This window comes from Curtobacterium sp. GC_Cur_3, from assembly GCF_026544205.1.
GTDB lineage: Bacteria > Actinomycetota > Actinomycetes > Actinomycetales > Microbacteriaceae > Curtobacterium.
On sequence record NZ_JALNUI010000009.1, the window covers coordinates 20,941 to 43,647 of the forward strand.

Genomic DNA, 22,707 nt, shown 5'->3' on the forward strand with positions numbered 1-22,707 from the left:
AAGATCTCGCACCTGCTGTGCAGTGTATGAAGCCGTCGACCCCTTCGGCTGCCACGAGGGCCGTGCGCTACGCGCGCCGGCACCCGTGCTTCCGCCGCTAGTCAGGCTTTCGCTCCTGCGCACCGGAGCACTTGGCGATGAGTACGAGGGATAGGACCGCGGAGCGGAGTATCCATACCCGCCGCTCCGTCCGTGGACTGGGCAGGCCGCGGCCCCGCTTGCGGTGTGATGACCTCGAGAAGGCGCAGTGCAGTAGGACATAGGTCAGACGGTAATAGTGACCACCGACATGAGCAATGGTCTGGTTCCCCTTAGGAACGAGCGGTGCCCGCGTTTAATGGCCGATCGGCGGCCGGGGCGTGAGACGTCTTACTTCGGATCAGCTCGATGCACCGCGCGGTAGACAGTGGCTCGTCCCACACCGAAGAGCTCGGCGAGGTCGCTAGTGGTATGGCTGCCGGCACGGTGCAGCTCGACCAGGTGCTTCTCCTGCGCCTTGTTGAGCTTGGGCTTGCCGCCGCGCAGCTTCCCGGCAGCCTTGGCGGTCGCCATCCCCTCACGGGTGCGGGCCCGGATAAGATCCGCTTCAAACTCGGCAACCATCCCGAGGACGTTGAACAGAAGCCGGCCCACGGGGTCCGTCGGGTCGTAGACCGCTCCCCCGAGGTTGAGTGCAACGCCCTTCTTGGTGAGTTCGTCGGCGATGTCAGTGGCGTCTCGGAGAGAACGAGCGAGGCGGTCGAGTTTCGTAACCACGAGAGTGTCGCCCGCGCGGACCGCTGCGAGGGCGGTGCGGAGGCCAGGACGTTCACGCGACGTTCCCGACATGCCGTGGTCGACGTGCACGTTCAGATCCTCGACACCAAGAGCGTGCAGGCCGTCCCGCTGTGCCGCGAGATCCTGCCCCGAGGTCGAGACGCGGGCATATCCGATCAGCATGATGCTGACTGTACTGTCAGCCGTACCCTTACCGGGCATTTTTGCGGGACAGTCTGTTGAGATGTGGGCAGCTTCGCTCCGTGTCGTCGGAATCGCTTCCTTCGGTGTCGGGACGTCGCGGGTGCGCGAGACGGCCCGCGTGACTTGGGGTTCGGGTGCATAATGGTGGTGTCTTCGGACCCGGTAGTGGGGCTTGCCGGACCCAACCTCGACAGTTGTCGACAACAGTCCCTATCTCAGCTGGTCGCGCTTCTGCGCGCCTGAGGTAGGGAGTGTCATGACAGCACCAATCGGTTCCGGACCGGTCGTCGTCGGCGTCCTGCCCGGCCTCGCTCCGGGGGTCATCGAGGTTGCGTCGTCTATCGCGCGGCGCTTCGGTACGACGCTGGTGTGCGTCAGCGTGGATGCATCGCTCTTCGATGCCGGTACGCGCTCGGACGGGTCGGTGATGGTGGAACCGATCGACCCTGACACCGCTGACACGACACCGCAGGGCTTGTCGGACAGTGACAAGGCGGCAGTACGTGCTGCCGCAACGACCTACGGCGTCGACGTCACGTTCGTCCCGGGTGTCGGGGATCCGAGCCGGGCACTGTCGCAGGTGGCCGAAGACCGCGACGCGGCGATGCTGGTCGTCGGGGCCAGGACGGGAGCGGGTCGAATCGCGGAGTTCTTCACGGGGTCGGTCGCGGTACGGCTGACCCATCAGCAGCACCGTTCAGTGCTCGTAGTGCCCGTTGATCCGGTCGGGTTCGATGCCCCACTGCCGTGGGACACCCCGTGACCGGCCAGCTTGTTCTGCTCCGCCACGGACAGAGCACTGCGAACGCTGCCGGTACCTTCACCGGCTTGCGAGACGTCGCGCTGACCGAACAGGGCAGCGCCGAAGCGAATCGGGCTGGGTTGCTACTTCTGCATGCCGGCATCCGACCGGACCTCGTGCTCACGTCGACGCTCGAGCGGGCGCTCCATACGGCGGAGCTCGTCACCGACGTCCTCGGACGTGATGCGCCGATCGAGTCGACGTGGCGGTTGAACGAGCGGAACTACGGCGCCCTCACCGGCATGTCCAAGCAGAATGCGCAAGCGGCGTTGGGGGCGGAGCAGTTCTTCGCTGTTCGTCGGACCCGCACGGGACGGCCACCACGCATGTCGATCCGCGCGTGGCTGGCGCTCCGGCGGACGCCGGCGCTTCGTGGACTGCCGTGGGCGGCACTTCGTCGAACCGAAACACTCTCCGACGTCATCCGCCGGGTCCAACCCGTCCTGTCGCACAGCATCACCCCGGCACTCCGCGACGGGCAGACAGTGCTCGTCGTCGCGCACGGCAACTCACTGCGGGCACTGTGTGCCTGCATGGACGGCCTAACTGACGGTGAGCTCGCGGACCTGAACCTCCCCACGGGCGAACCCCTGATCTACCGGTTCGACGGCGACGGTGGGTTCTGTCCGCGGGGTGGGGAGTACCTGCATCCGGCAGCACGAGCAGCAGCGGCAGCGGTCGCTGCGGAAGGTGGAACATGACCTCCCGAACGGACACGCACCTGCCCGATGGGCAGCTCCCGCCCGACCCAGACATCGACGCCAACGACCCGGAACGTATCGACCGGCCAGTGCATCTGCGGTGGCGGTACCTCGGTGTCGTCGCACTCGGCGGCGCCATCGGTACCGCCGCACGCGACGGACTCAGCACCGCGTTCCCCGCTCAGCAGGAGGTGTCCTGGGCGATCTTCTGGATCAACATCGCCGGCGCGCTCCTACTGGGTGTGCTGCTGGAACACCTCGCGCATCGCGGACCTGACGAGGGTCGCCGCCGGACACTGCGCCTGCTTCTGGGAACCGGTGTCCTCGGCGGGTTCACCACCTACAGCACCCTCGCGACCAGCACCGCGGTGTTGTTCCTCGCTGGCCGCGGGTTGGCCGGCACCGGGTACGCGCTCCTGACGGTCCTCGCCGGCGCGATCGCCACCGGTAGCGGCCTCGCGATCGCGGGTTTGGTCCGACCGAACGGGGCCACATCATGAGCGCCCTGGCCTTCCTCAGCGTCGCGGTCGCTGGCGGTGTCGGCGCGGCCGCACGGTTCTTCGTGGATGGTGCGATCAACCGGGGTCGGCAGTTCCGGCTCCCGGTCGGGACGCTGACGATCAACATCACCGGCTCGTTCCTGCTGGGCTTGATCACCGGCGCCGCCGGTCACCTCGGCGCCACCCCCGTCGCGGTGCTCGGAACAGGGCTCATGGGTGGCTACACCACGTTCAGCACCGCCAGCTTCGAGACCGTCCGCCTCGCACGCACTGGCCGCACCACCGCGGCTGCCGTGAACGGGCTCGGGATGCTCGTCGTCTCCGTCGCCGCAGCCGCCGGGGGCGTCACCCTCGGCACCCTCACTTGACCATCCGACTGGGAGACGAACAGCTCATGCACTTCGACATCACGATCGAGATCCCCCGCGGCAGCGGCAACAAGTACGAGGTCGACCACGTCACCGGACGGATCCGCCTGGACCGGGCGGTGTTCACCAGCATGGTGTTCCCGCAGGACTACGGCTCGACCGACGACACTCTCGGCGATGACGGCGACCCCCTCGACGCGCTCGTGCTGCTGCCCCGGCCCACGTTCCCCGGCGTCGTCATCGACGTCCGCCCGGTCGGGATGCTCCGCATGGTCGACGAGAACGGCGGCGATGACAAGATCCTCACCGTCCCCGCCGGAGACGTCCGCTTCGACCACGTCCAGGACATCTCCGACGTCGCCGAGCCGGTCCTGGCGGAGATCGAGCACTTCTTCGCCCACTACAAGGAGATCGAGCACGGCAAGCACGTCACCACCAACGGGTGGGCGAACCGTGTCGACGCCGAAGCCATCATCCGCGCCGCACAGGAACGGTTCACCCCGCACCCCTGACCGGCACCCGCGCACCCGACACCATCCAGTGCGCGCCCTGAACCGCCGTGGGGAGGCAACTGGCGCCCAGTGATCGCCAGGAGGTCGTCCCTCCGCCTCCCCGCGGCCCACACCCGCACGACCAACCCGAAAGGCGACAACCGCCGTGAACGACTACATCAGCAACGTCCACCACACCACCCACCATCAGGGCGAGTACGTGACCCACACCAGCCGCCCCGTCACCATCAGCAGCCTGCACGGCTCCCGGATCCTCGACTCCCGCGGCTACCCGACGATCCAGGTGCGTCTCGAGCTCGAGGACGGCACCGTCGTCACCGGTGACGCCCCCGCAGGCGCATCCACTGGCGCGCATGAGGCTGTCGAGCTTCGCGACGGCGGCAGCAGCTACGGCGGCCGCGACGTGAGCCAGGCACTGCACCTCATCACGACGGACGTCGCACCGATGATCACCGGCCAGTCGTGGACCTCGATCGGGCAGGCCGACGCCGCCCTCGCTGCCCTCGACGGCACCCCGAACCACCGCCGGCTCGGCGCGAACAGTGTCGTCGCGACCTCGATCGCGATGGCACGCGCTCTCGCCGCCGCAGCGGAGCTGCCGCTCTGGCGTTGGATCGCAGACGTCACCGGCAGCACGCCCCGCCTGCCCGTCCCGCACTTCAACGTGCTCAACGGCGGAGCGCACGCAGCGAACGCGCTCGACTTCCAGGAGTTCATGATCGCCCCGGTGAACGCCGAGACCATGACCGACGCGGTTCGGATCGGATCGGACGTCTACCACGCGCTGGCGGCACTGGTCCGGGAACGGTTCGGCAGTCTCGGTCTCGGGGACGAAGGCGGCTTCGCCCCGTCGATCGCCGCGCCCGAGGAGGCCCTCGACCTCCTCGTCGCCGCGATCAGTGCCGCCGGTTACGAGCCCGGCGTGGACACCGTCGCGATCGCACTCGACCCGGCGGCGAACGAGTTCGCGCTCGGTGACGGTAGCTACCGGGTCGTGGACCGCCGGCTCGACCGCGCAGGCATGGTCGACTACTACCGCGACCTCATCAGCCGGTATCCGATCCGGAGCATCGAAGACGGCTTCTCCGAAGATGACCACGGCGGCTGGAAGGCGATGTCGTTCGCGCTCGGCGACATGCTCCAGATCGTCGGCGATGATCTCTACGTCACCGATCCGCAGCGCATCCGCGACGGTGGGAAGGACGGGCTCTCGAACGCGGCGCTCATCAAGCCGAACCAGATCGGCACCGTCTCCCAGACCCTCGACGCGATCGGCGTCGCACGCTCGCTCGGGATGCGGAGCATGGTGTCGCACCGGTCCGGCGAGACCACCGACACGTTCATCGCGGACCTCGTCGTCGGCACCGGAACCGGACAGATCAAGTCCGGCGCACCCGCCCGCGGAGAACGCGTCGCCAAGTACAACCGGCTCACCGAGATCGCGGAGAACAATCCGGAGCTGCCCTACGGGCTGCGCTGACCCCGACCGGTCACCTCGTGGGCGACGCGCAGGAAAGCAGAACCAGCTGGCTGAGGCTCTCCCGACCAGATCGCCCGCAACGGCCGGGCAAGTGGCGGCCCAGCGAGCGGGACCCGCACCAGCGACCCGTCGTTGATGTCGGCGGCGACCGTGCGAAGGCTCATCACCGCCGGTGCAATTCCAGCCTGCGCGTTCGCCCGGATGATGCTCGTGGTCTCCAGCACCGCGGCCGGAACCGACATGCTCAAACCGGCCTCCCTGAGCCATGCGGCGAGGGTCGCGCGAGTTCCGGAACCTTCTTCCCGCAGGAGCAGAGCCGTCGCCGCCAGGACCTCCGCAGTGATCCCGGTCGACCGAGCCCAGGGATGTTCCGGCGCAACGACGACCGCGAGCTCATCGTCCGCGATCACCTGCGCGGACACACCTGCCGCCGTCACCGGGGTCTCCGTGAACCCGAGGTTCGCGCCACCCGACTGCACGAGGTCCGTCACCGCGGCGGAGTTGCCCGCGATCAGGCGCACCCGCACGTCGGGTTCGCGGCGGCGGAATTCGAGCAGCCAGCCCGGCAGCAGCAGCTCCGCGATCGTCTGTGACGCTGCGACGACGAGCGAACCCGTGGGAGTCTGCAGCGCAGCCACTCCTGCTTCGAGGTGGCGAGACGCGTCGAGGACCGGTCCGGCCAGCCCGACGACGAGCCTGCCGGTCTCGGTCAGCACCGACCCCGTGGTCGAGCGGTGCACCAACAAGTGACCGACCATGCGCTCGGCGACCCGGATCCGAGCAGACACTGCCTGTTGCGTGACGCCGAGCGCTCCAGCGGCAGCGGAGAGGGAGCCGGTCTCGGCGACGCGTGCGAGCACGTCGAGTGTGTCGAGGTCGAGGGTTCGGTCCGTGAGTCGCCGTAGTGCCACAATCATTGATTGTGCCCTGCCAAGAGGTTCCGGGTACCGCCAGAGGCAGGATTCGCGCAGGCTTGGCCCATGACAACGCTCCGCACGGACCCTGCACCCGCGAACGGTAGCCAGCTGCCCCAACGGCCGCAGACGGCGTTGTTCCGTGACCTGGAGCGGCCAGGCCTGATCGTGTCGAATCTCACACCGAACTGGTTCGCGTCGATCATGGGCACGGGGATCGTCGCTGTCGCAGCTGCGTCACTGCCGCTGCAGTTCCCCGGGCTGCGCCTCGCGGCGACGGTCGTGTGGGCGATCGCCGCGGTGCTCCTCGTCGCCCTCACGACCGCGACGGTGCTGCACTGGATCCGCTACCGGAGCACTGCAGCCGGGCACCAGCTCAACCCGGTGATCTCGCACTTCTACGGCGCACCACCGATGGCGTTCCTCACCGTCGGCGCCGGGACACTCCTGCTCGGCAAGGACTGGGTCGGCCTGCCCGCCGCCGTCACCATCGACTGGGTCCTGTGGACCATCGGCACCATCGGAGGACTGCTCACGGCAGTGCTCGTGCCGTACCTGGCGTTCACCCGCCACGAGAACAAGCCCGACTCCGCGTTCGGCGGCTGGCTGATGCCGATCGTCCCGCCGATGGTGTCCGCCTCCACCGGTGCGCTCCTGCTGCCGTACGCCCCCGCCGGGCAGGCGCGGGAGACGCTGCTGTGGTCCTGCTACGGCTTCTTCGGCCTCAGCCTCATCACGTCGCTGGTCGTGATCACGCTGATCTGGAACCGTCTCGCGCAGCACAAGGTCGGGGCCGCCGGCATGGTCCCGACTCTGTGGATCGTCCTCGGGCCGGTCGGACAGTCGATCACCGCGGTGAACCTCCTCGCATCGAACGCCCCCACCGTTGTCGATGCGAGTACCGCGCATGCCCTGCTGGTCGTGGCGCTGGTGTACGGGTTCGCGATGCTCGGCTTCGCGCTGCTGTGGACCGTCATCGCCCTCGCGATCACCATCCGCACTGCCCGCGAACACTTGCCGTTCAGCCTGACTTGGTGGTCCTTCACGTTCCCCGTCGGGACCTGCGTCACCGGCCTGAACGGGCTCGCCCTGCACTCAGGCCTGACCGTCGTTGCCGTCCTCGCCGTCATCTACTACGCCGGCCTCGTCGCCGCATGGATCACCGTTGCCCTTCGCACCTTTCACGGATCCGTCATCCGTGGCACCCTGCTGGCACCGCCACAGCCGGCATGAGTACCCCCGAGGAACTCGCTGACGTTCGATCGCTGAACGGTCTCGCGGAGACGTGGCGGACCGCGCCCGACGGCAGCCGACGGTTCGTCCCGAGCTTCGACCCACGATCCGGCGGCAGATTCAGCCGTGTCCTGGTCCTGATGCAGTCGCCTGGCCCCCAGACCATCGCCGCAGCGCACGCAGCGATCTGCAGCGAGGACAACCCGGGCCCGACCGCGGCCGCGTTCCGAGCAGCCCGTATCGAGTCCGGACTCGCACGCGGCGAGTACGTCCGCTGGAACCTTGTCCCATGGGAACTGCCCGACCGCGTGCGACTCGAGGACATCGACGAGGGGCGGCATGCCCTCGCCACACTGCTCGCGGCCCTCCCCGCTCTCACTGCGATCGTCACGTACGGGGCCGTTGCCCTCGACGGCGTCATGCGACACTTCACCCTGGACGAGCACCCCCGACTCCTTCCGGTCATCGCAGCACCACATCCGTCTCCCGCCAACGGCCGCCACCGATCGGAACAACACCTCCGTTCCGTGCAAGCACTCCGGCTCGCCGCGCGAGCGCGGCAGACGTAACAAATACGAACGATTCCGCTACAACTATCCGTACCGGCGCTCAGTCCGGGTGCGAGGCGCCGTGTCTTGTAGCGGAACCCAGTCCCAGAATCTACGTGCCGCCACTACCCCTCCTGGTCGAGTTTCGCTACGTTCTCTTCATGGGTCACCTTCTCGGGTATGCGCGCGTGTCCACCACAGACCAGGACGCGTCGCTGCAGATCGACGCGCTCAACGCCGCTGGCTGCTACCGCGTGTTCGTCGACACCATGTCCGGGTCGCTCCAACACCGGCCCGAGCTCGACAAGCTCCTCGACCAGCTCCGCCCCGGCGACACTCTCGTCGTCTGGCGACTCGACCGGCTCGGCCGGTCCATCCGGCACCTCATCGATCAGCTGCACGCTCTCGCCGAGCGCGGCATCGGGTTCCGGTCCCTGCAGGAGACCATCGACACCACCTCGCCCGGCGGCCGGCTCGTGTTCCACGTCTTCGCCGCGTTGGCGGAGTTCGAACGGGACCTCATCAAGGAACGCACCAACGCCGGCCTCGCCGCCGCTCGAGCCCGCGGCCGCACCGGCGGCCGACCATCTCGGCTCTCCGCGGACCAGGTGCGCACCGCACGCCGGCTCTACGAACAGCAGGACATGACCGTCGCGCAGATCGGCGACGTGCTCGGCGTTAGCCGCACCACCATCTACCGTGCACTCGCGAAGCACGCCGAGCCCGTCGCGGCGCGACGAACCAAGCCTTCCCCAACGATGTAGCTGGCTATGGACGCGAGCGAGCGGTGGGGCATCCTTCGACTGCACGTCGAGGACGCCATCCCGCTCGCCACCCTGGCCCGCACCACGGGCGTCGCTGAGCGCACCCTGCAACGCTGGTTGGCCCGCTACCGAACCGGCGGATACCCGGCTCTCGCCGACGGCACCCGCACCGATCACGGCGCCCGACGGACGGCACCGGAACTGGTGCGCCTGATTGAGGGGCTCGCACTCACCAAGCCACGACCTTCGATCGCCACGATTCACCGCCAGGTCGACAATTACTGCACCAAACGAGGTCTCTCAGCGCCGTCGTACTCCGTTGTGCGGTCGATCGTGAACGGGCTTGATCCCGGGATGGTGACGCTCGCGCTTGAGGGGCCCGCGTCATATCGGGACAAGCACGAACTGCTGCTCCGACGTCGTGCGGATCGCCCCAACGCGATCTGGCAGGCGGACCACACGATGCTCGATCTGCTCATCGTCGGACCCGACGGCAAGCCCGAACGGCCGTGGTTGACGGTGATCCTCGACGACTACTCCCGCGCGGTCTGCGGGTACATGGTGTTCCTCGGCGCCCCATCCGCCGCGAACACCGCGCTCGCGCTCCGGCAAGCGATCTGGCACAAGCCGGAACCGGACTGGCCTGTCTGCGGGATCCCAGACGTGCTCTACACAGACCACGGGTCCGACTTCACCAGCCACCGAATCGGCGACACCGCCGCCGTGCTGCACCTCCGCATCATCCACTCGCAGGTCGCTCGCCCCCAGGGCCGCGGGAAGATCGAGCGGTTCTTCGGCACCATCAACACCGAGCTGCTCCCAACGCTCCCCGGCCACCTCGCACCCGGATCCTCGGCGCCGGCGCCGACGCCGGCGCTGGATCTCGCCGGTGTCGACAGTGCCATCAACACGTTCATCCGCCGCTACAACGCCCGCATCCACCGCGAGCTCCGGAAGAGCCCACTGGAAGCGTGGATCGCAGACGGGTGGCTGCCACGAATGCCGGACTCCCTCGAGCAGCTCGACGGGTTCCTGCTCACCGTCCCGACCACGCGTGTCGTGCAACGAGACGGCATCCACTTCGAAGGGCTCCGCTACACCGCAACCACTCTCGCACCCTTCGTGGGCAGCACCGTCAGCGTCCGGTACGACCCCCGCGACGTCACCGAGATCCGTGTCTTTCACCGCGACGCGTTCCTGTGCACCGCGATCAGTACCGCGCATCAGACCGAGACCATCAGTCTCAAGCAGATCCAGGCCGCCCGGAACGCGCAACGAAGAGCCCTGCGCGGGCAGATCCGCGAACGCATCGCGATCGTCCGCCCCACACCCGATGATCACACCCCACCAGCACCCGCACCGGCACCGGATCAACCGCGACTGATGACCTACGAGGAGGACCGGTCATGACGAGCCAGTTCATCATCACGAAGGAACACCGTCGGTTCGCGGAGTTCGCCGACGCCGTCCGGAAGCAGAACACCATCGGCGTCTGCTTCGGCCCCGCTGGCGTCGGCAAGACCCTCTCCGCACGCCGCTACGCCCACTGGGACAGCATCGGCCCGTTCATCGCCAGATGGGCCGCACGCAGCGAAGACGACACGAAGATCTACGCCGCCGCCCACCGAGCCCGCACCGTCTTCTACACGCCCGAGGTCTCCGCCACGATGCGCGCCCTGCAGGACGACCTCCGGCACGACATGCTCCGCACCGAACGCTGCATCGAGGAACACCTCCTGCTCCAGGGTCGCCACTTCGACCACGCACACGGCCCCAACCCGTCCCTGCTCGAGCTGATCATCATCGACGAGTCCGAACGCCTCACCGGCAACGCGATCGAGTGGCTCCGCGACCAGTACGACCGCACCGGCATAGCGATGATCCTCATCGGCATGCCCGGCATCGAGAAGCAGTTCAGCCACTACCCGCAGCTCTACAGCCGCCTCGGTTTCGCCCACCAGTACCGTCCGCTCGGCCACGACGAGCTGCTCTTCGTCCTCGAACGTCAATGGCGCAAGCTCGGCAAGACGCTCGACCCCGACGACTTCACCGACGCGCAAGCCATCGCCGCCGTCGAACGCATCACCCGCGGCAACTTCCGGCTCCTTGAGCGCCTCCTCCCTCAGATCCAACGCGTCCTGAAGATCAACGAGCTCGACGTCATCACCAACGACGTCGTCGAGGCCGCCCGCAGCACCCTCGTCATCGGCACCACCTGACCCGACACCGATCGCAGCGAAAACGACGACACAGAGCGAGGCTGCTCACAGTTGAGACTTGACGAACCTAAGCGTCGCCTGAGTTCTTGATCCGCTCCCCCACCGCCGCAGGTGTGTCCGGGGAGCGACCGGCTATCGGGACGAATCGGTATGCCCCGTCATCCCCTCGGTGGATAGTCTTCCCAGATGAACGATGCGCCCGATTGGGGCTCAGGGGATCAGACCGCCGAGCCGTTCGAGGATGGGTTATACGGCATCGCGAGCCTGCTCTCCGGATGGGCACCAAGTCTGACGACGGCGTTGCTCGATGAAGATCGACGACGACAACACACGCTCCTCACACTCGCCACGCACTTCCCACAGACCCTCGTCGGAGCGAACCGGGCCATCGAGGTTGCGACTGCCGCGGTCGAATTCGTCGGGCACTCCGACTTCGAGCCGTTGGGTGAGCTCGTTCGACGCACGGCAGCGAACCTCCAGATCAGTTTCGATGGCGTACTCACCCGACGTGAGTCGGTCGTCATGGATACCTGCCGGGACCAGATGGAGATTGCTGCGCTCGCGCAAGACTTCCTGCACGAGCCGCAGCGGATCCCGAAGTGGCTTAGCGGGAAAGATCGCGCTCGCGAGTTCGGGTTCAAGAGGCTCATCGAAAAGTACGAGTCAGACCTCCTCATCCTCCCGACCGGCGGGAGGCCAGGCCTCTTGCGCGAATACGCCGCTCACAGCGAGGGCCTCCACCCACGAGCCGAAACAGTGAACCCGGGGACGCTGCCGAAGACGCCCGTCCCGATCTCTCTGGAGTGGTGGCTACCGATGACGATAAGAGAAATTTTGCATCACGCGCATGCCACACTCGCGCAGCTCGACCTCGCGTTGTGCTTCCACTTGAAGCGGGAGGACTGGCCACTCGGCGTCGTCAACGCCGCCGATGATGACCCGCTGATCTTTGCTATCGGGCAACTCGCGCAACTCGCGCAACTCCAGAGTCAGATGCTCGCTCAGGCGAACGTTGACACCCCTGGCATATGAGTTGCACCGGGAGCCCGGTGAGGAATCCATTGCCGGACGCCGCGGCGCGGTACGTTGCGGTCGTGCAGATCGTCGAAGGCGTTTGTGTTTGGTGGAGCGACGACGACGGCTGGGGCGCCCTTCGTTCGAAGGCGCTCGAGTCCGATGTCTTCGTGCACTTCTCCGTCCTGAGTGGTCCCGGCTTCCTCTCACTGCGGCCCGGTCAAGGCGTGCGCTTCGAGGTGGAGCCCTACCCCGCCGGACAGGACGGGTACTTCTTCCGAGCGCACAACGTCACGGGCACCTGATCAGTAGCCGATCGCCTACCGGGCAGGACCGCCAGGTGCGGCGCGGAGGGCTTTGAGGTCCCGCATCCACGCCACTTCCCGCTCGAGCTGACCCGTTTCGGTGAACAGGCGCACTTGCTGCGTGTCAGACAGTACGGCCGCGAGCTCGTTCCGGTCTGCCAGACCGAAGCCAAGTTTCTGCCAGAACGGCCCCGATCTGCGTGAGAAGAGCCACGCCCGCGTCGCGCCCGAGCCAACTGCTTCTTCGAGAGCGAATCTCGCGAGACGGGTGCCGGCACCCGCGATGCGCCGTGCGCTCGAGACCGCGACGCTCCGGATCAAGACGTCTGCACCGTCAGCGCTGGCTTCGTAGCCGGTGCTGCCGACAATTTTGCCATCGTGGTCGCGCTCTACCCACACTCGCACGGCGGTCGAGTCGAGCCCAGCGATAGTGAGGTCAGCTTCGCTGAGGAACGCGCGAAGCTCCTGGAGATCGTCGTTGCTTACCGGCGAGTAGGTCATAACTCATGCTCTCGCACCACGCCGCCCGGTAGCGGATCGGCTATCGGGCGGTAGGTACGAGCGGCTGGAGACTTGATCCGTCGCCGATGCCCCTGCGCGACGCGGTGAACGCCGCTCGGGGGCAGCGCGCGGATCAAGACACGACGCCCGGGTCCCTGGGCAGGAGGACGAGCTTGCCGCGGGCGTTGCCGCTGCGGCTGATGGTGAGCGCGGTTTGCCAGTCCTCGAGAGGGAACGTGGCGGCAACCGGCACTCGGAAGCGTCCTTCGGCGGCGAGTGCGGCGAACTCGGGAAGGGCCTCGACGCGGTCGGTGAGGTCCTCGGTGGCGGAGGAGCGGGTGCCGAGCTCGGCGGCAGCGGCGAAGTCAGCAATCGTCAGGACCCGCTTCGGGTCCCCGCCGACAATGCGGATGAGGTCGGGCAGCGAGCCGCCGACTGGTGCGGTGTCGAGTGCACCGGCGACCGGACCATCCGCGAGTTCCGCTACGCGCCCCGCCATGCCGTCGCCGTACGAGGTGACGGTGACGCCAAGGTCGCGCAGCTGCTGTGCATAGGTCGCGCCCGCGCTCGCGATGACGTGCATGCCGCGGAGGAGCGCGATCTGCACGGCCGCGAACCCGATCGTGCTCCCGGCGCCGTGCACGAGGATCGTCTCGCCCGGTTCGAGTCCGAGCCAGCGCAGGTGCGCGTAGGCGGTGTCGACGGTCATCGGTAGCGCCGCGGCCTGCACGAGGTCGAGGCCCGCCGGGACAGGGAACCAACGGTTCATTACCGCGAAGTCGGACGCGCCCGCGGACGGCGAGTTTGCCCAGTCGGCGGTGCCGAACACCACGTCGCCGACGGAGACGGCACCGACGCCGTCGCCGACGGCATCGACGGTGCCCGCGACGTCGCAACCGACGCCACGCGGCAGGGTCCCCGCGAAGAGGCCACCGCATAGCGCCCAGTCGGCTGGTGCGAGTCCGGCAGCGTGCACGCGTACACGGATCCGGCCGGACCCCGGCTCGGGTACCGGCGCCGTCTCGAACCGGAGGACTGCTTCCGGTTCGCCGTACTCGTGGAACCGCAGGGTGCGCATTATGTCTGTCATCGGAGTCTCCTGGTCTGTCAAGCGTTGCGACAGGTAATGACGCAACGAATCGTCAGTGGCTGACTTTACGTTCTGTCAGTCGCTGACGCAACCTGCTAGCATCTGGGCATGCCTCGGGACGGACGGATCGTGCGGGAGCGACTCCAGCGCGCTGCGCTGGAGCTGTTCGCCGAGCGTGGTTTCGATGGTGCGACAACGGAGCAGATTGCGGCGCGGGCAGGCGTCACTGAGCGCACGTACTTCCGGCACTTTCCCGACAAGCGGGAAGTGTTGTTCGCCTCCGAGGACGAACTCCGCGAAGTCACCGCGGGGGCCGTCGCCGCGGCGCCGAGAGACCTGCCGGCGATGCCGGCATTGCGATACGCGTTCCATGACGTCGTGCCCCTCATTGAACGGAACCGGCCGCTGGCAGAGTTGCGGGCGCCGATCATCCGGTCCGCTCCCGCACTCCTCGAACGCGAGCAGGCCAAGGCCGCAGCGCTGGTCAACCTGGTCGCGGCCGGCCTGGTCGCCCGCGGAATTTCTGAACGCGAAGCGTTGCTCTGCGCCCGTGTCGGAATGGACACATTCAGCACCGCCATCCGACGCTGGACGCCTGGGTCGACCGTCCTGCACCACGAACTCGATGGCGCATTCGCAGAGCTGCAGCAGCTTGCGGCGACGTTGCACTCCGAACGGCCCGAATGACCGCTCGGCTGCCCGATTCCAAGTAGCGCCCGTGGACAGGACGCGTCGCAACGAGGATCTGAGCCCGATTCGTGCGAGCGATCAACCGTCGGACTCACGGTCAGCGACCGGATTAACCATCCCCTGCCGGGCGGCGCTGGCTGGGTCCCGGGGTCGGCCGGTAGCTCACCGACTACCGGACGGGCGTATCGGCACTAGCGTTAGCCACTGAATCGACCGACGAACTGCTCACTCACCGTCCACAGGTGCTCCTGGACTGCGAAATTGAGGGCCCAGGGATGCGGTGCCGCGGGGCGCTGTCGATCGAAGAAGAGCCCCGTGACGCCCTCAAGTGTCGGGTCAAGAGCGAGCCGGGCTGTCGTTGCAACCCCGAGCGAGATGGGTTCTCCGTCGCGGCGGCCCACCATTTTCGTCGGCATCTCGGACGCAGGGTGAAGGCTCGTCACGGTCACGTTCGCGGGATCTGTCGTGCGTGCGAGGCGGATCCCGAAAGCGACCTGCGCAAGCTTTGACTGGCAGTAGGCCCGCATCCCGTCGTAGCGGTCTTCGAGCATGACGTCATCGAAGTCGACCGGCGCCTGCCCGATAGAGCTCACCAGCACGACTCGTGCCCGCGCCGACGCCTCGAGGCGCTCTCGCAGTTGGGTGATCAGGAGGTAGTGGGCCAGGTAATTGACGGCGAAGTTCAGCTCGTACCCATCGATGCTCTCGCGTCGAGGCCCACCCCCGATGCCAGCGTTCGCGATCAGAACGTCAATGCGTGGTTCGGCGGCCAGCAGGGCGTCCGTCATCTCCCGCACTTCGGCAAGCGAGGAGAAATCCGCTCGATACGTGCGCACCGTGGTCGGGAGTGCTTTTGCCACCTCATCGAGGCGCCGCTGACTGCGGCCGTGGAGCAGGAGCGTGTGCCCTTGCCGAGCGAGGTCGTGCGCGAGGGCTCGGCCCAGGCCGTCTGTCGCTCCCGTGATCAGGATCGTTTTCGTCGTCATGTGAGTTCCTTCGGCTGCTGGCCTGGCGGGGCAGCCCAGTCGGGCAGCTGCTTGACATTGCAATATTCGCGTGTGAACATTCAGCAATGAATAACTCCCAGAAGCAAGACCAGACGGCAGCTCGAGTCGTCATCATCGGCGCCGGCGTCGCGGGGCTCACCCTGGCGACGCTGCTGACGCAGTCCGGTGTGGACTGCGTCGTGGTCGAACGCCGCGACCGCGCCTACATCGAGCAACGCAACCGAGCCGGAGTGGTCGAAGCGCGCGGCGTGGACATGTTCGAGCGGTGGGGACTGGCCGAGCGACTGCTCGCAGGGCCCGTCGCGCAGACGATCGACTACCGGATCAACGGCATGCCGGAGGTATTCACGATCGACGTCGAAGGACGCCAGCCCAGCCGGTTCTGCACGCAGCAGATGCTCGTGAACAACCTCCTCCACGTGCTCCTGGACGAGATGGGCGGTGACGTCCGCTTCGAGACCACCGACGTCGTCGTGCGCAACGAGGACGGGCAGCGCCCCTCCGTGTCGTTCTCGGACGCCGAAGGGCGACACGAGATCGAGTGCGACCACATCGTCGGCAGCGACGGGGACCGTGGCGTCAGCCGCGCATCCATCCCTGACGGAGTCCTGACGACGTACCACTACGAATTCGGGTACGCCTGGCTCGCCGCCCTCGTCGAGGCGCCCGTCATCGGGGCGGCGATCATGGCTCCGAGTGACCATGGGTTCGTCGGACAGCTTCCCCGCGGCCCACAGCGCAGCCGCTACTACCTGCAGTGCGAGCTCAGCGACACCGCCGAAGACTGGCCCGACGAGCGGATCTGGAAGGAGATCCGCCTGCGCCTGAACGACGACAGCATCCAAGCCGCCGAGGTACACGAGAAGTTCTTCGTGCCCCTCCGCAGCGTCGTCCACGCACCCATGCGACACCGCAACCTGTTCCTCGCCGGCGACGCAGCACACCTTGTCCCACCTGCCAGCGCCAAGGGCATGAACCTCGCCCTATTCGACGTCGACACCCTGGCCCTGGCCCTCGTCGCCGCCGTTAGCGATGGCGACGCCGAAGCCCTCGACACCTACTCGGACACCTGCCTTGAGCGAGTCTGGAACTACCAGGACTTTGCGCTTTGGATGACGGACACCATGCACAACGCTGGCGACCCCACCCAGCACGGCACATTCCTGCAGATGACAGCCCGCGCCAGGCTCGCCCAGCTGCACGCCTCCCCCACCGCTGCCCGCCTCCACGCCGAGTACCAGCTCGGCCTCAACTAGCCGCCACTACCTCAGCGCTCGCCCCTCTCGTCGCAACGCCACCCAACCCTGCGAGAGGGGCAAAGCCGCTACATGGGAGCATCGAGTATGAGCATCGACCCGACCCGTCTCCTCGTGCTCGGCGCCGTCCGACAAGAACAGCCCGCCAGCGGGTACGCGATCATGCGCGAACTCACCGGCTGGGGGGTCCAGGACTGGGCCAGCGTCAACCCCGGATCCATCTACGGTGCACTTCGCACTCTCGACAAGGAAGGCCTCGTCGCCCTCGACACGGAAGCGGCCGAGAAGGGCTCTCGCGCCTACAAGACCAGCGCCAAGTACGCGCTCACCTCCGAGGGTGACATCGCCTTCACCCAGCTCTTGGGGACGGCACTCCAAGACATCGACCCGTACCGCCCCGCCCCGTTTATGGCTGCGCTCTGCTTCCTCGTCGACCTCCCTCGGAACCAAGTCATCATGGCGCTCCGAGACCGCGCGTCCGGCCTCAAAGAACAGCTCAACGCCTTCCGTCAGGACGAGACGAACGTGTCCATCGATCCGGACAAGCCTGTGCATTCGACCGAGTTCATCCGTCTTGCCGCCAGCCGCATCGACGGGGAACGCGCCTACGTCGAAGCGCTCATCGAGCGCCTTACGACCGGTAGCTACGATTTCGGCAAGTGAACGGCTCCCCCGCTCTCCCTCGCCCGACGACGAGCGCAGCAACATGGTCGCTATCACGGATACGGGCGGCGGTCTTCCCCGGACACATCGTCACGCTCAACGGTCCCCTGTTCGCAACGTCAGCGATGACGACGCCGAGCAACTCGCCCGCCTCCTCGGCCGGGTGAGCGAGCACCTCCGCGCTCGGCACGCATCCTCCACCAGCAGAGCCACGCGAGCCGGGAAGCTGTATGTGCCTTCCTAGGGGGCGCGTTGCACCACCGAAGGCGAGCGGCCCCCAGGCCGGATCTCGTCAGCCTAGTCCCGCTCCATCAGACATCGGGCCAGGTGGACGTCCGTAACAAGGGACTTCACCAGCCCGGATTCAATGGCCGCTCCCACGGCGTCGGTCTTCGCTTCTCCGCCGGCGACTGCGATCACTTCTGGGATCGCCCGGAGTTGCTCGGCAGTGATCGCCATCGAGCGGTCGTCAATAGAGGAGATGATGCGTCCGTGGCGGTCGAAGAGCGTCGCACCGACCTCCCCGACAGCGCCTTCCGCGATGAGCGCCTGTGCGATACCAGCTTCGTTGGCGGCGTCAAAGAGTTGCGATGCCGGAGGGTTCCAGCTGCCGACCGCGACGACGCCGATGGTGACTCTGGTGAACCGTGCGTACGCGTCGGCGATACCGCGGTCACTGCGAAGTGCTCGAGCCGCGTCGGCGCTGGCAACAAAGAGCGGCGCGAAGATGGGGTAGGTCCGGCCGCCGGAGACTTGCCCTACGCGGCGGATAATCTCCACACCGTGCTCCTCCACAGGACCGGCGACACCACCAAGCGCGACCACGTCGCAGTACGGCAGCCGCGTCAGGTGCCGGGTCATGGCATCCAACGTGCGGCCGGCAGTGAGTCCGAGTAAGTCGTCCGACGTCACGATCTCTTGCAGCAAGTCCGCCGCAACCCGTCCGAGCGCGTCTTGCACAACCTCTGAGCTGTCGCTAGGCGTGGCGACCGCGAACGCGCGGTTGAGTCCGAACTTCGAGCGAAGCCCGGCGGAGAGCTCCAGGTCCACTGCTGTGGGGGTGTCGATCTCGATGCGGACGATGCCCACCTCTTGAGCCTTTTCGAGCATTCGAGCGACCTTGAAGCGGGAGATGCCGAGTTCGTCCGCGATCTCGACGCGGCTCTTTCCGTCGCGGTAGTAGCGGCTCGCGGCGAGGCTCAGCCGGACAAGTTCGTCAGGTCCCATGGTGCGGCTCCTTCGCGTCCTGTACGTCACCCATCCTACAGGGTCGCTCATATGAGCGCTATTGGCGCACATATGATTGCCCCTGTTACCTTCTCTTCACCGGCCGCCGACAGTGCCGATGCGCGAGGAAGCGCCGTTGCTCCTCGCAGGAAGAGAGTGAGAGATGAGTGATCGCATCATCGATCAGCAGCCCGGCGGCAACGCCACGGAGACGCTGTCGACCGAGGCGCAGCCGGTAGTGCTCGAGTGCACCGGCATCAAGAAGGCGTTCTCCGGCATCCCTGTCCTCAAGGGGGTCTCGCTGCAGCTGCAGCCCGGCACCATCACCGCGCTGGCCGGTGAGAATGGCGCGGGGAAGTCCACGCTGATGAAGATCGCCTCGGGCCAGTACCGAGCCGACGCCGGCGACGTGCGTGTCCGCGGTGAACTCCTCACCTCCGGTAGCACCCAGTCGGCGAACCGGCTCGGCGTCGCGATCGTCCCGCAGGAACTCGCGTCACTGCTGGACCTGACTGTCTACGAAAACATCTTCATCGGCCGCGAACTTAAGGGGCCGTTCGGCCTGCGTCGAAAGGCGATGATCGAGGAAGCGCGGAAGGACCTACAGCAGTTCGGCCTGCAGTTCGACCCGACCCGCAAGATGGGCACCCTCCCCGTCGGTATTCGCCAGATCATCGAGATCATCAAGGCGACCAACACGGGAGCCCGAGCGATCCTCCTCGACGAACCGTCCAGCGCCATCGCCGAACGCGAAGTGCAGCAGCTGCTCGACGTCATGCGGGCGCTCCGCGATCAGGGCGTCGCGTTGCTGTTCACCACGCACAAGATGGAAGAGATGCGCGCCGTCGCCGACCACGTGGTCGTCCTCCGCGACGGCGGCCTCGTCCTCGACGAAGCAATGAGCGCCGTCTCCGACGACGACATCGTCACCGCGATGATCGGCCGCGAACTGGAGGATCTCTTCCCGGACCGTCCCGACCACTCCGACGACGTCGTCCTCGACATCCACGACCTTCACGTCGAAGGTGCGCCGGAACCGGTCAGCATCTCTGTCCGCCGCGGCGAGATCATCGGACTCGCCGGCCTTGTCGGCGCGGGGCGCACCGAACTCATCGAGGGCATCTTCGGTGTTCGCCGCACCACGGCCGGCACCATCACCGTCGACGGCAAGCCGCTGAAACGCAACGACCCCTACGCGTCCATCGGGGCGAACATCGCCCTCGTCCCCGAGGATCGCAAGGGCGCCGGCGGGGTGCTGTCCATGGACATTCTCGACAACGGCAGCCTCCCCCGCCTGAAGTCCTTCACCGCCGCCGGGTGGCTCCGACAGGGCGCCCGTCGAGCCGCCGTCTCCGAAGCGACCGACTCTGTGCGGCTTCGCAGCCGTGGTCTCGGGCAGAGCATGGAGACCCTCTCCGGCGGCAACCAGCAGAAAGTCGTCTTCGCCCGCTGGCTGACCGGGACCGTCGACGTGCTCCTGCTCGACGAACCCACCCGCGGCGTCGACGTCGGCGCACGCAGCGAGATCTACCGCATCATCACCGAACTCGCCGCGAAGGGCATGGCCGTGATCATGGCCTCCAGCGACATGCCGGAGATCCTCAGCCTCTCCCACCGCGCGCTCGTCCTTCGCGAAGGCCGCATCACCGGCACGCTCGACGCCACCGAACTCGCCGCTCACGACGTCCAGGACCGCATCTTCCGCCTCGCCAGCGGCCTGAGCGCCACCCCGACAACCGGCATCCCCACCTCCACCGAGAAGGAAACTGCACGATGACCACCGAAGCCCTCACCCCGACCGGCCGGAGGCGGATCGACGCCAAGCTCATCCGGCACATCGCCATCCGCTACGCGATGGTCATTGTCCTCCTGCTGGTCATGTGCTTCTTCGCATACCGCAGCGCCCGATTCGCGACCCTCGACAACGGCATCACGATCCTTATCGCCGCCGCACCGTTCGCGCTCATCGCCATCGGCCAAACCCTCGTCATCCTCACCGGCGGTATCGACCTCTCCGTCGGCAGCGTCATCGCGCTGAGCTCCATGACCGGAGCCCTCGCCGCGAAGACCTTCCCCGACCAGATCTGGATCGCCGTCATCGTCTCCGTCCTCGTCGGCCTGGCCGCCGGCTCCATCAACGGGTTCGTCGTGTCGGTGATCAAGGTGCCACCCTTCATCGCCACACTCGGCATGCTCACCCTCGCATCCGGTGCCGCATACGTCGTCGGCGGCGGCGCGCCCATCAACGGCCTCCCCGCCGGCTTCGGCGCCATCGCCAACACTCGATTCCTCGGCCTGACCATCCCGGTCATCCTGATGATCGTCGGGATCGTCGGCCTCGGCATCGTGATGCGCCGCACCGCGTTCGGCCTGCGCATCTACGCCGTCGGCGGTAACCCGCTCGCCGCGCAGATCGCCGGCATCAAGACCGGCCGTGTCCTGTTCAGCGTCTACGCCATCAGCGGCGCCCTCGCCGGCCTGTCCGGCCTGATGCTCGCCTCCCGCGTCATCACCGGGTCCCCGACCCTCGGCCAGGGATACGAACTCGACGCGATTGCCGCCGTCGTCATCGGCGGCGCCAGCCTCCTCGGCGGCCGCGGCACCATCTGGGGTACCGCCCTCGGCCTCCTGCTCATCCAGACCCTCAACAACGGTCTGGACATCCTCACCGTCCCCGCCTATTGGCAGGACGTGATCAAGGGGATCCTCATCGTCGCGGCCGTCGCCGTTGACGTCTGGGCCGCCAAACGGCGCGCCTGACACCGTCCGCACCACAGCCCTGCCGCAACCGCGGCTCCACCACCCCCGTACACGGAGAGCATCAATGAAGATCACCAAGGGTTTCGCGCGCATCACCAGCATCGGTGTCGCCCTCATCGCCGTCGGCGCCCTCGCCGGCTGCGGCGCAGGCGACCCGAGTGCCAACCAGGACAGCAGCAGCGGCAAGAAGCCGATCACGGTCGGTATCAGCGTCTACGACATGTCCTCCTTCATCACCGAAGGCAAGGAAGGCATCGACAAGTACGCCGCGGAGAACGACATCACCGTCAAGTGGAACTCCGCCAACAATGACGTCAGCACCCAGGCCGACCAGGTCGACCAGTACGTCAACGCCGGCGTCGACGCCATCATCGTCGTCCCCGTCCAGGCCGACACACTCCAGCCGCAGGTCGCCGAGGCGAAGGCGGCGAAGATCCCGATCCTCGACGTCAACGCCACCCTGAACAACAAGGACGTCAGCGCCAGCGTGCAGCCCGATGACGTCGCCGCCGGTGCGCAGGAAGCGCAGATGATGATGGACAAGCTCGGCGGGAAGGGCAACGTCGTCATCCTCCAGGGTCCCCTCGGCGGCTCCGGTGAGATCAACCGCGGCAAGGGCATCGACCAGGTCCTCAAGAAGTACCCGGACGTGAAGGTCCTCGCCAAGGACACCGCGAACTGGAACCGGTCCGAGGCGGTCAACAAGACCAAGAACTGGATCTCCGCGTTCGGCGACAAGATCGACGGCGTCATCTCGCAGAACGACGACATGGGTCTCGGTGCGCTCCAGGCACTGAAGGAAGCGAACATGTCGAAGCCGATCGTCGGCATCGACGGCATCGAGGACGGCCTCAACGCGGTGAAGAACGGCACCTTCATCGGTACCTCTCTGCAGAACGGCACCGTCGAGCTCGCCACCGGACTCGCCGTCGCCGCCCAGGTCGCCCGCGGCGAAGCCACCACCGATGACGCGAAGAACCCGATCTACACGATGCCGGCCATCACGAAGGACAACGTCGACGACGCGATCAAGCACGTCGTCTCCGAACGTCCCGCGTTCCTGAAGGACCTGACGAAGCTGATCAACAGCAACCTCAAGACCGGTGACATCGCCTACGAGGGTCTGCCCGGACAGAAGAAGTAGCTGTCCCGTCGGGGCCGAGGCACACCCTGGCTCGGCCCCGACACCCACC

The 22,707-nt window shown here is 67.0% G+C and carries 25 protein-coding genes; 19 read left to right on the top strand and 6 right to left on the bottom strand.

Features of this window, described 5'->3' with window-relative positions; genetic code table 11:
• Nucleotides 1-369: 369 nt before the first annotated feature.
• Nucleotides 370-939 carry a recombinase family protein gene (locus OXR63_RS06310; protein ID WP_267421033.1) on the bottom strand — a complete coding sequence of 190 codons (570 nt, stop codon included), beginning with the start codon at nucleotides 937-939 and terminating at the stop codon, nucleotides 370-372.
• Between the two features lie 277 nt (nucleotides 940-1,216).
• Between OXR63_RS06310 and OXR63_RS06315 the strand changes: the two genes are divergently transcribed.
• The 6 genes from OXR63_RS06315 (at nucleotide 1,217) to eno (ending at nucleotide 5,323) form a co-directional block, all read left to right on the top strand.
• A complete protein-coding gene (locus OXR63_RS06315) occupies nucleotides 1,217-1,723 on the top strand; it encodes a universal stress protein (protein ID WP_060915497.1) in 507 nt (168 codons plus the stop codon).
• Nucleotides 1,720-2,463 (top strand): 2,3-bisphosphoglycerate-dependent phosphoglycerate mutase, encoded by a 744-nt coding sequence (locus OXR63_RS06320; RefSeq protein ID WP_055960826.1) that lies wholly within the window; start codon nucleotides 1,720-1,722, stop codon nucleotides 2,461-2,463. Before OXR63_RS06315 ends, OXR63_RS06320 begins: the two co-directional genes overlap by 4 nt.
• Nucleotides 2,460-2,963, top strand: coding sequence for a fluoride efflux transporter FluC (locus OXR63_RS06325; RefSeq protein WP_228506157.1), 504 nt, complete (start codon nucleotides 2,460-2,462; stop codon nucleotides 2,961-2,963). Before OXR63_RS06320 ends, OXR63_RS06325 begins: the two co-directional genes overlap by 4 nt.
• Complete coding sequence (locus OXR63_RS06330) at nucleotides 2,960-3,331, top strand: fluoride efflux transporter FluC (protein WP_055960823.1); 372 nt, start codon at nucleotides 2,960-2,962, stop codon at nucleotides 3,329-3,331. The genes OXR63_RS06325 and OXR63_RS06330 overlap by 4 nt, the downstream gene beginning before the upstream one ends.
• A gap of 26 nt (nucleotides 3,332-3,357) precedes the next feature.
• Entirely contained in the window at nucleotides 3,358-3,843 is a 486-nt protein-coding gene (locus OXR63_RS06335; RefSeq protein ID WP_267421244.1) for an inorganic diphosphatase, read from the top strand.
• 145 nt (nucleotides 3,844-3,988) lie between these two features.
• The gene (gene eno, locus OXR63_RS06340) at nucleotides 3,989-5,323 is read left to right on the top strand and encodes a phosphopyruvate hydratase (protein ID WP_083393829.1); all 1,335 of its coding nucleotides are present in this window, start codon (nucleotides 3,989-3,991) and stop codon (nucleotides 5,321-5,323) included.
• Here eno and OXR63_RS06345 read toward each other — a convergent pair.
• Nucleotides 5,308-6,240 (bottom strand): LysR family transcriptional regulator, encoded by a 933-nt coding sequence (locus tag OXR63_RS06345; RefSeq protein ID WP_267421245.1) that lies wholly within the window; start codon nucleotides 6,238-6,240, stop codon nucleotides 5,308-5,310. The two genes, eno and OXR63_RS06345, sit on opposite strands and share 16 nt — an antisense overlap.
• A 165-nt stretch (nucleotides 6,241-6,405) precedes the next feature.
• Here OXR63_RS06345 and OXR63_RS06350 point away from each other — a divergent pair, with 165 nt between their 5' ends.
• The 7 genes from OXR63_RS06350 to OXR63_RS06380 all read left to right on the top strand — a co-directional run bounded on the left by OXR63_RS06350 (nucleotide 6,406) and on the right by OXR63_RS06380 (nucleotide 12,320).
• A complete protein-coding gene (locus OXR63_RS06350) occupies nucleotides 6,406-7,470 on the top strand; it encodes a TDT family transporter (RefSeq protein ID WP_240614499.1) in 1,065 nt (354 codons plus the stop codon).
• 140 nt (nucleotides 7,471-7,610) lie between these two features.
• Entirely contained in the window at nucleotides 7,611-8,039 is a 429-nt protein-coding gene (locus OXR63_RS06355; protein WP_228506156.1) for a uracil-DNA glycosylase, read from the top strand.
• A gap of 140 nt (nucleotides 8,040-8,179) precedes the next feature.
• Nucleotides 8,180-8,782 (top strand): recombinase family protein, encoded by a 603-nt coding sequence (locus OXR63_RS06360; protein ID WP_055960814.1) that lies wholly within the window; start codon nucleotides 8,180-8,182, stop codon nucleotides 8,780-8,782.
• Nucleotides 8,783-8,788: 6 nt separating this feature from the next.
• Nucleotides 8,789-10,192 carry a Mu transposase C-terminal domain-containing protein gene (locus tag OXR63_RS06365; protein ID WP_071301383.1) on the top strand — a complete coding sequence of 468 codons (1,404 nt, stop codon included), beginning with the start codon at nucleotides 8,789-8,791 and terminating at the stop codon, nucleotides 10,190-10,192.
• Nucleotides 10,189-11,001 (top strand): AAA family ATPase, encoded by an 813-nt coding sequence (locus OXR63_RS06370; protein WP_055960810.1) that lies wholly within the window; start codon nucleotides 10,189-10,191, stop codon nucleotides 10,999-11,001. The genes OXR63_RS06365 and OXR63_RS06370 overlap by 4 nt, the downstream gene beginning before the upstream one ends.
• A 186-nt stretch (nucleotides 11,002-11,187) precedes the next feature.
• On the top strand, nucleotides 11,188-12,033 hold the full coding sequence (locus OXR63_RS06375) for a hypothetical protein (protein ID WP_267421078.1): 846 nt from the start codon (nucleotides 11,188-11,190) through the stop codon (nucleotides 12,031-12,033).
• 62 nt (nucleotides 12,034-12,095) lie between these two features.
• The gene (locus tag OXR63_RS06380; RefSeq protein ID WP_194662942.1) at nucleotides 12,096-12,320 is read left to right on the top strand and encodes a cold-shock protein; all 225 of its coding nucleotides are present in this window, start codon (nucleotides 12,096-12,098) and stop codon (nucleotides 12,318-12,320) included.
• 15 nt (nucleotides 12,321-12,335) lie between these two features.
• On the opposite strand, the gene OXR63_RS06385 is transcribed toward OXR63_RS06380, so the two are convergent.
• Nucleotides 12,336-12,821: a GNAT family N-acetyltransferase gene (locus OXR63_RS06385; RefSeq protein WP_267421084.1), complete on the bottom strand. Its 486-nt coding sequence runs from the start codon at nucleotides 12,819-12,821 to the stop codon at nucleotides 12,336-12,338.
• Nucleotides 12,822-12,954: 133 nt separating this feature from the next.
• Nucleotides 12,955-13,911, bottom strand: a complete 957-nt coding sequence (locus OXR63_RS06390) for an NADP-dependent oxidoreductase (RefSeq protein WP_267421086.1) — start codon at nucleotides 13,909-13,911, stop codon at nucleotides 12,955-12,957.
• 108 nt (nucleotides 13,912-14,019) lie between these two features.
• Here OXR63_RS06390 and OXR63_RS06395 point away from each other — a divergent pair, with 108 nt between their 5' ends.
• Complete coding sequence (locus OXR63_RS06395) at nucleotides 14,020-14,598, top strand: TetR/AcrR family transcriptional regulator (protein ID WP_267421089.1); 579 nt, start codon at nucleotides 14,020-14,022, stop codon at nucleotides 14,596-14,598.
• Between the two features lie 200 nt (nucleotides 14,599-14,798).
• On the opposite strand, the gene OXR63_RS06400 is transcribed toward OXR63_RS06395, so the two are convergent.
• A complete protein-coding gene (locus OXR63_RS06400) occupies nucleotides 14,799-15,587 on the bottom strand; it encodes an SDR family NAD(P)-dependent oxidoreductase (protein ID WP_267421090.1) in 789 nt (262 codons plus the stop codon).
• Nucleotides 15,588-15,673: 86 nt separating this feature from the next.
• Here OXR63_RS06400 and OXR63_RS06405 point away from each other — a divergent pair, with 86 nt between their 5' ends.
• Together OXR63_RS06405 and OXR63_RS06410 are read left to right on the top strand one after the other, a co-directional pair.
• On the top strand, nucleotides 15,674-16,864 hold the full coding sequence (locus OXR63_RS06405) for a 4-hydroxybenzoate 3-monooxygenase (protein ID WP_267421091.1): 1,191 nt from the start codon (nucleotides 15,674-15,676) through the stop codon (nucleotides 16,862-16,864).
• 87 nt (nucleotides 16,865-16,951) lie between these two features.
• Nucleotides 16,952-17,527: a PadR family transcriptional regulator gene (locus OXR63_RS06410; protein ID WP_267421092.1), complete on the top strand. Its 576-nt coding sequence runs from the start codon at nucleotides 16,952-16,954 to the stop codon at nucleotides 17,525-17,527.
• 297 nt (nucleotides 17,528-17,824) lie between these two features.
• Here OXR63_RS06410 and OXR63_RS06415 read toward each other — a convergent pair whose 3' ends face one another.
• The gene (locus tag OXR63_RS06415) at nucleotides 17,825-18,754 is read right to left on the bottom strand and encodes a sugar-binding transcriptional regulator (protein WP_267421094.1); all 930 of its coding nucleotides are present in this window, start codon (nucleotides 18,752-18,754) and stop codon (nucleotides 17,825-17,827) included.
• Between the two features lie 163 nt (nucleotides 18,755-18,917).
• Here OXR63_RS06415 and OXR63_RS06420 point away from each other — a divergent pair, with 163 nt between their 5' ends.
• From OXR63_RS06420 to OXR63_RS06430, 3 genes are all read left to right on the top strand, one after another.
• Nucleotides 18,918-20,531 (top strand): sugar ABC transporter ATP-binding protein, encoded by a 1,614-nt coding sequence (locus OXR63_RS06420; RefSeq protein WP_267421096.1) that lies wholly within the window; start codon nucleotides 18,918-18,920, stop codon nucleotides 20,529-20,531.
• Entirely contained in the window at nucleotides 20,528-21,514 is a 987-nt protein-coding gene (locus OXR63_RS06425) for an ABC transporter permease (RefSeq protein WP_267421098.1), read from the top strand. The genes OXR63_RS06420 and OXR63_RS06425 overlap by 4 nt, the downstream gene beginning before the upstream one ends.
• A 64-nt stretch (nucleotides 21,515-21,578) precedes the next feature.
• Nucleotides 21,579-22,658, top strand: coding sequence for a substrate-binding domain-containing protein (locus OXR63_RS06430; RefSeq protein ID WP_267421101.1), 1,080 nt, complete (start codon nucleotides 21,579-21,581; stop codon nucleotides 22,656-22,658).
• Nucleotides 22,659-22,707: the final 49 nt, after the last annotated feature.

Excerpts from the sequence above, each read along its gene's own strand:
- OXR63_RS06310 (WP_267421033.1), bottom strand. The coding sequence starts at position 939 with ATGCTGATCGGATATGCCCGCGTCTCGACCTCGGGGCAGGATCTCGCG.
- OXR63_RS06315 (WP_060915497.1), top strand. The coding sequence starts at position 1,217 with ATGACAGCACCAATCGGTTCCGGACCGGTCGTCGTCGGCGTCCTGCCC.
- OXR63_RS06325 (WP_228506157.1), top strand. The coding sequence starts at position 2,460 with ATGACCTCCCGAACGGACACGCACCTGCCCGATGGGCAGCTCCCGCCC.
- OXR63_RS06330 (WP_055960823.1), top strand. The coding sequence starts at position 2,960 with ATGAGCGCCCTGGCCTTCCTCAGCGTCGCGGTCGCTGGCGGTGTCGGC.
- OXR63_RS06335 (WP_267421244.1), top strand. The coding sequence starts at position 3,358 with ATGCACTTCGACATCACGATCGAGATCCCCCGCGGCAGCGGCAACAAG.
- OXR63_RS06345 (WP_267421245.1), bottom strand. The coding sequence starts at position 6,240 with ATGATTGTGGCACTACGGCGACTCACGGACCGAACCCTCGACCTCGAC.
- OXR63_RS06355 (WP_228506156.1), top strand. The coding sequence starts at position 7,611 with ATGCAGTCGCCTGGCCCCCAGACCATCGCCGCAGCGCACGCAGCGATC.
- OXR63_RS06360 (WP_055960814.1), top strand. The coding sequence starts at position 8,180 with ATGGGTCACCTTCTCGGGTATGCGCGCGTGTCCACCACAGACCAGGAC.
- OXR63_RS06365 (WP_071301383.1), top strand. The coding sequence starts at position 8,789 with ATGGACGCGAGCGAGCGGTGGGGCATCCTTCGACTGCACGTCGAGGAC.
- OXR63_RS06370 (WP_055960810.1), top strand. The coding sequence starts at position 10,189 with ATGACGAGCCAGTTCATCATCACGAAGGAACACCGTCGGTTCGCGGAG.
- OXR63_RS06375 (WP_267421078.1), top strand. The coding sequence starts at position 11,188 with ATGAACGATGCGCCCGATTGGGGCTCAGGGGATCAGACCGCCGAGCCG.
- OXR63_RS06385 (WP_267421084.1), bottom strand. The coding sequence starts at position 12,821 with ATGACCTACTCGCCGGTAAGCAACGACGATCTCCAGGAGCTTCGCGCG.
- OXR63_RS06390 (WP_267421086.1), bottom strand. The coding sequence starts at position 13,911 with ATGACAGACATAATGCGCACCCTGCGGTTCCACGAGTACGGCGAACCG.
- OXR63_RS06395 (WP_267421089.1), top strand. The coding sequence starts at position 14,020 with ATGCCTCGGGACGGACGGATCGTGCGGGAGCGACTCCAGCGCGCTGCG.
- OXR63_RS06400 (WP_267421090.1), bottom strand. The coding sequence starts at position 15,587 with ATGACGACGAAAACGATCCTGATCACGGGAGCGACAGACGGCCTGGGC.
- OXR63_RS06405 (WP_267421091.1), top strand. The coding sequence starts at position 15,674 with ATGAATAACTCCCAGAAGCAAGACCAGACGGCAGCTCGAGTCGTCATC.
- OXR63_RS06410 (WP_267421092.1), top strand. The coding sequence starts at position 16,952 with ATGAGCATCGACCCGACCCGTCTCCTCGTGCTCGGCGCCGTCCGACAA.
- OXR63_RS06415 (WP_267421094.1), bottom strand. The coding sequence starts at position 18,754 with ATGGGACCTGACGAACTTGTCCGGCTGAGCCTCGCCGCGAGCCGCTAC.
- OXR63_RS06420 (WP_267421096.1), top strand. The coding sequence starts at position 18,918 with ATGAGTGATCGCATCATCGATCAGCAGCCCGGCGGCAACGCCACGGAG.
- OXR63_RS06425 (WP_267421098.1), top strand. The coding sequence starts at position 20,528 with ATGACCACCGAAGCCCTCACCCCGACCGGCCGGAGGCGGATCGACGCC.
- OXR63_RS06430 (WP_267421101.1), top strand. The coding sequence starts at position 21,579 with ATGAAGATCACCAAGGGTTTCGCGCGCATCACCAGCATCGGTGTCGCC.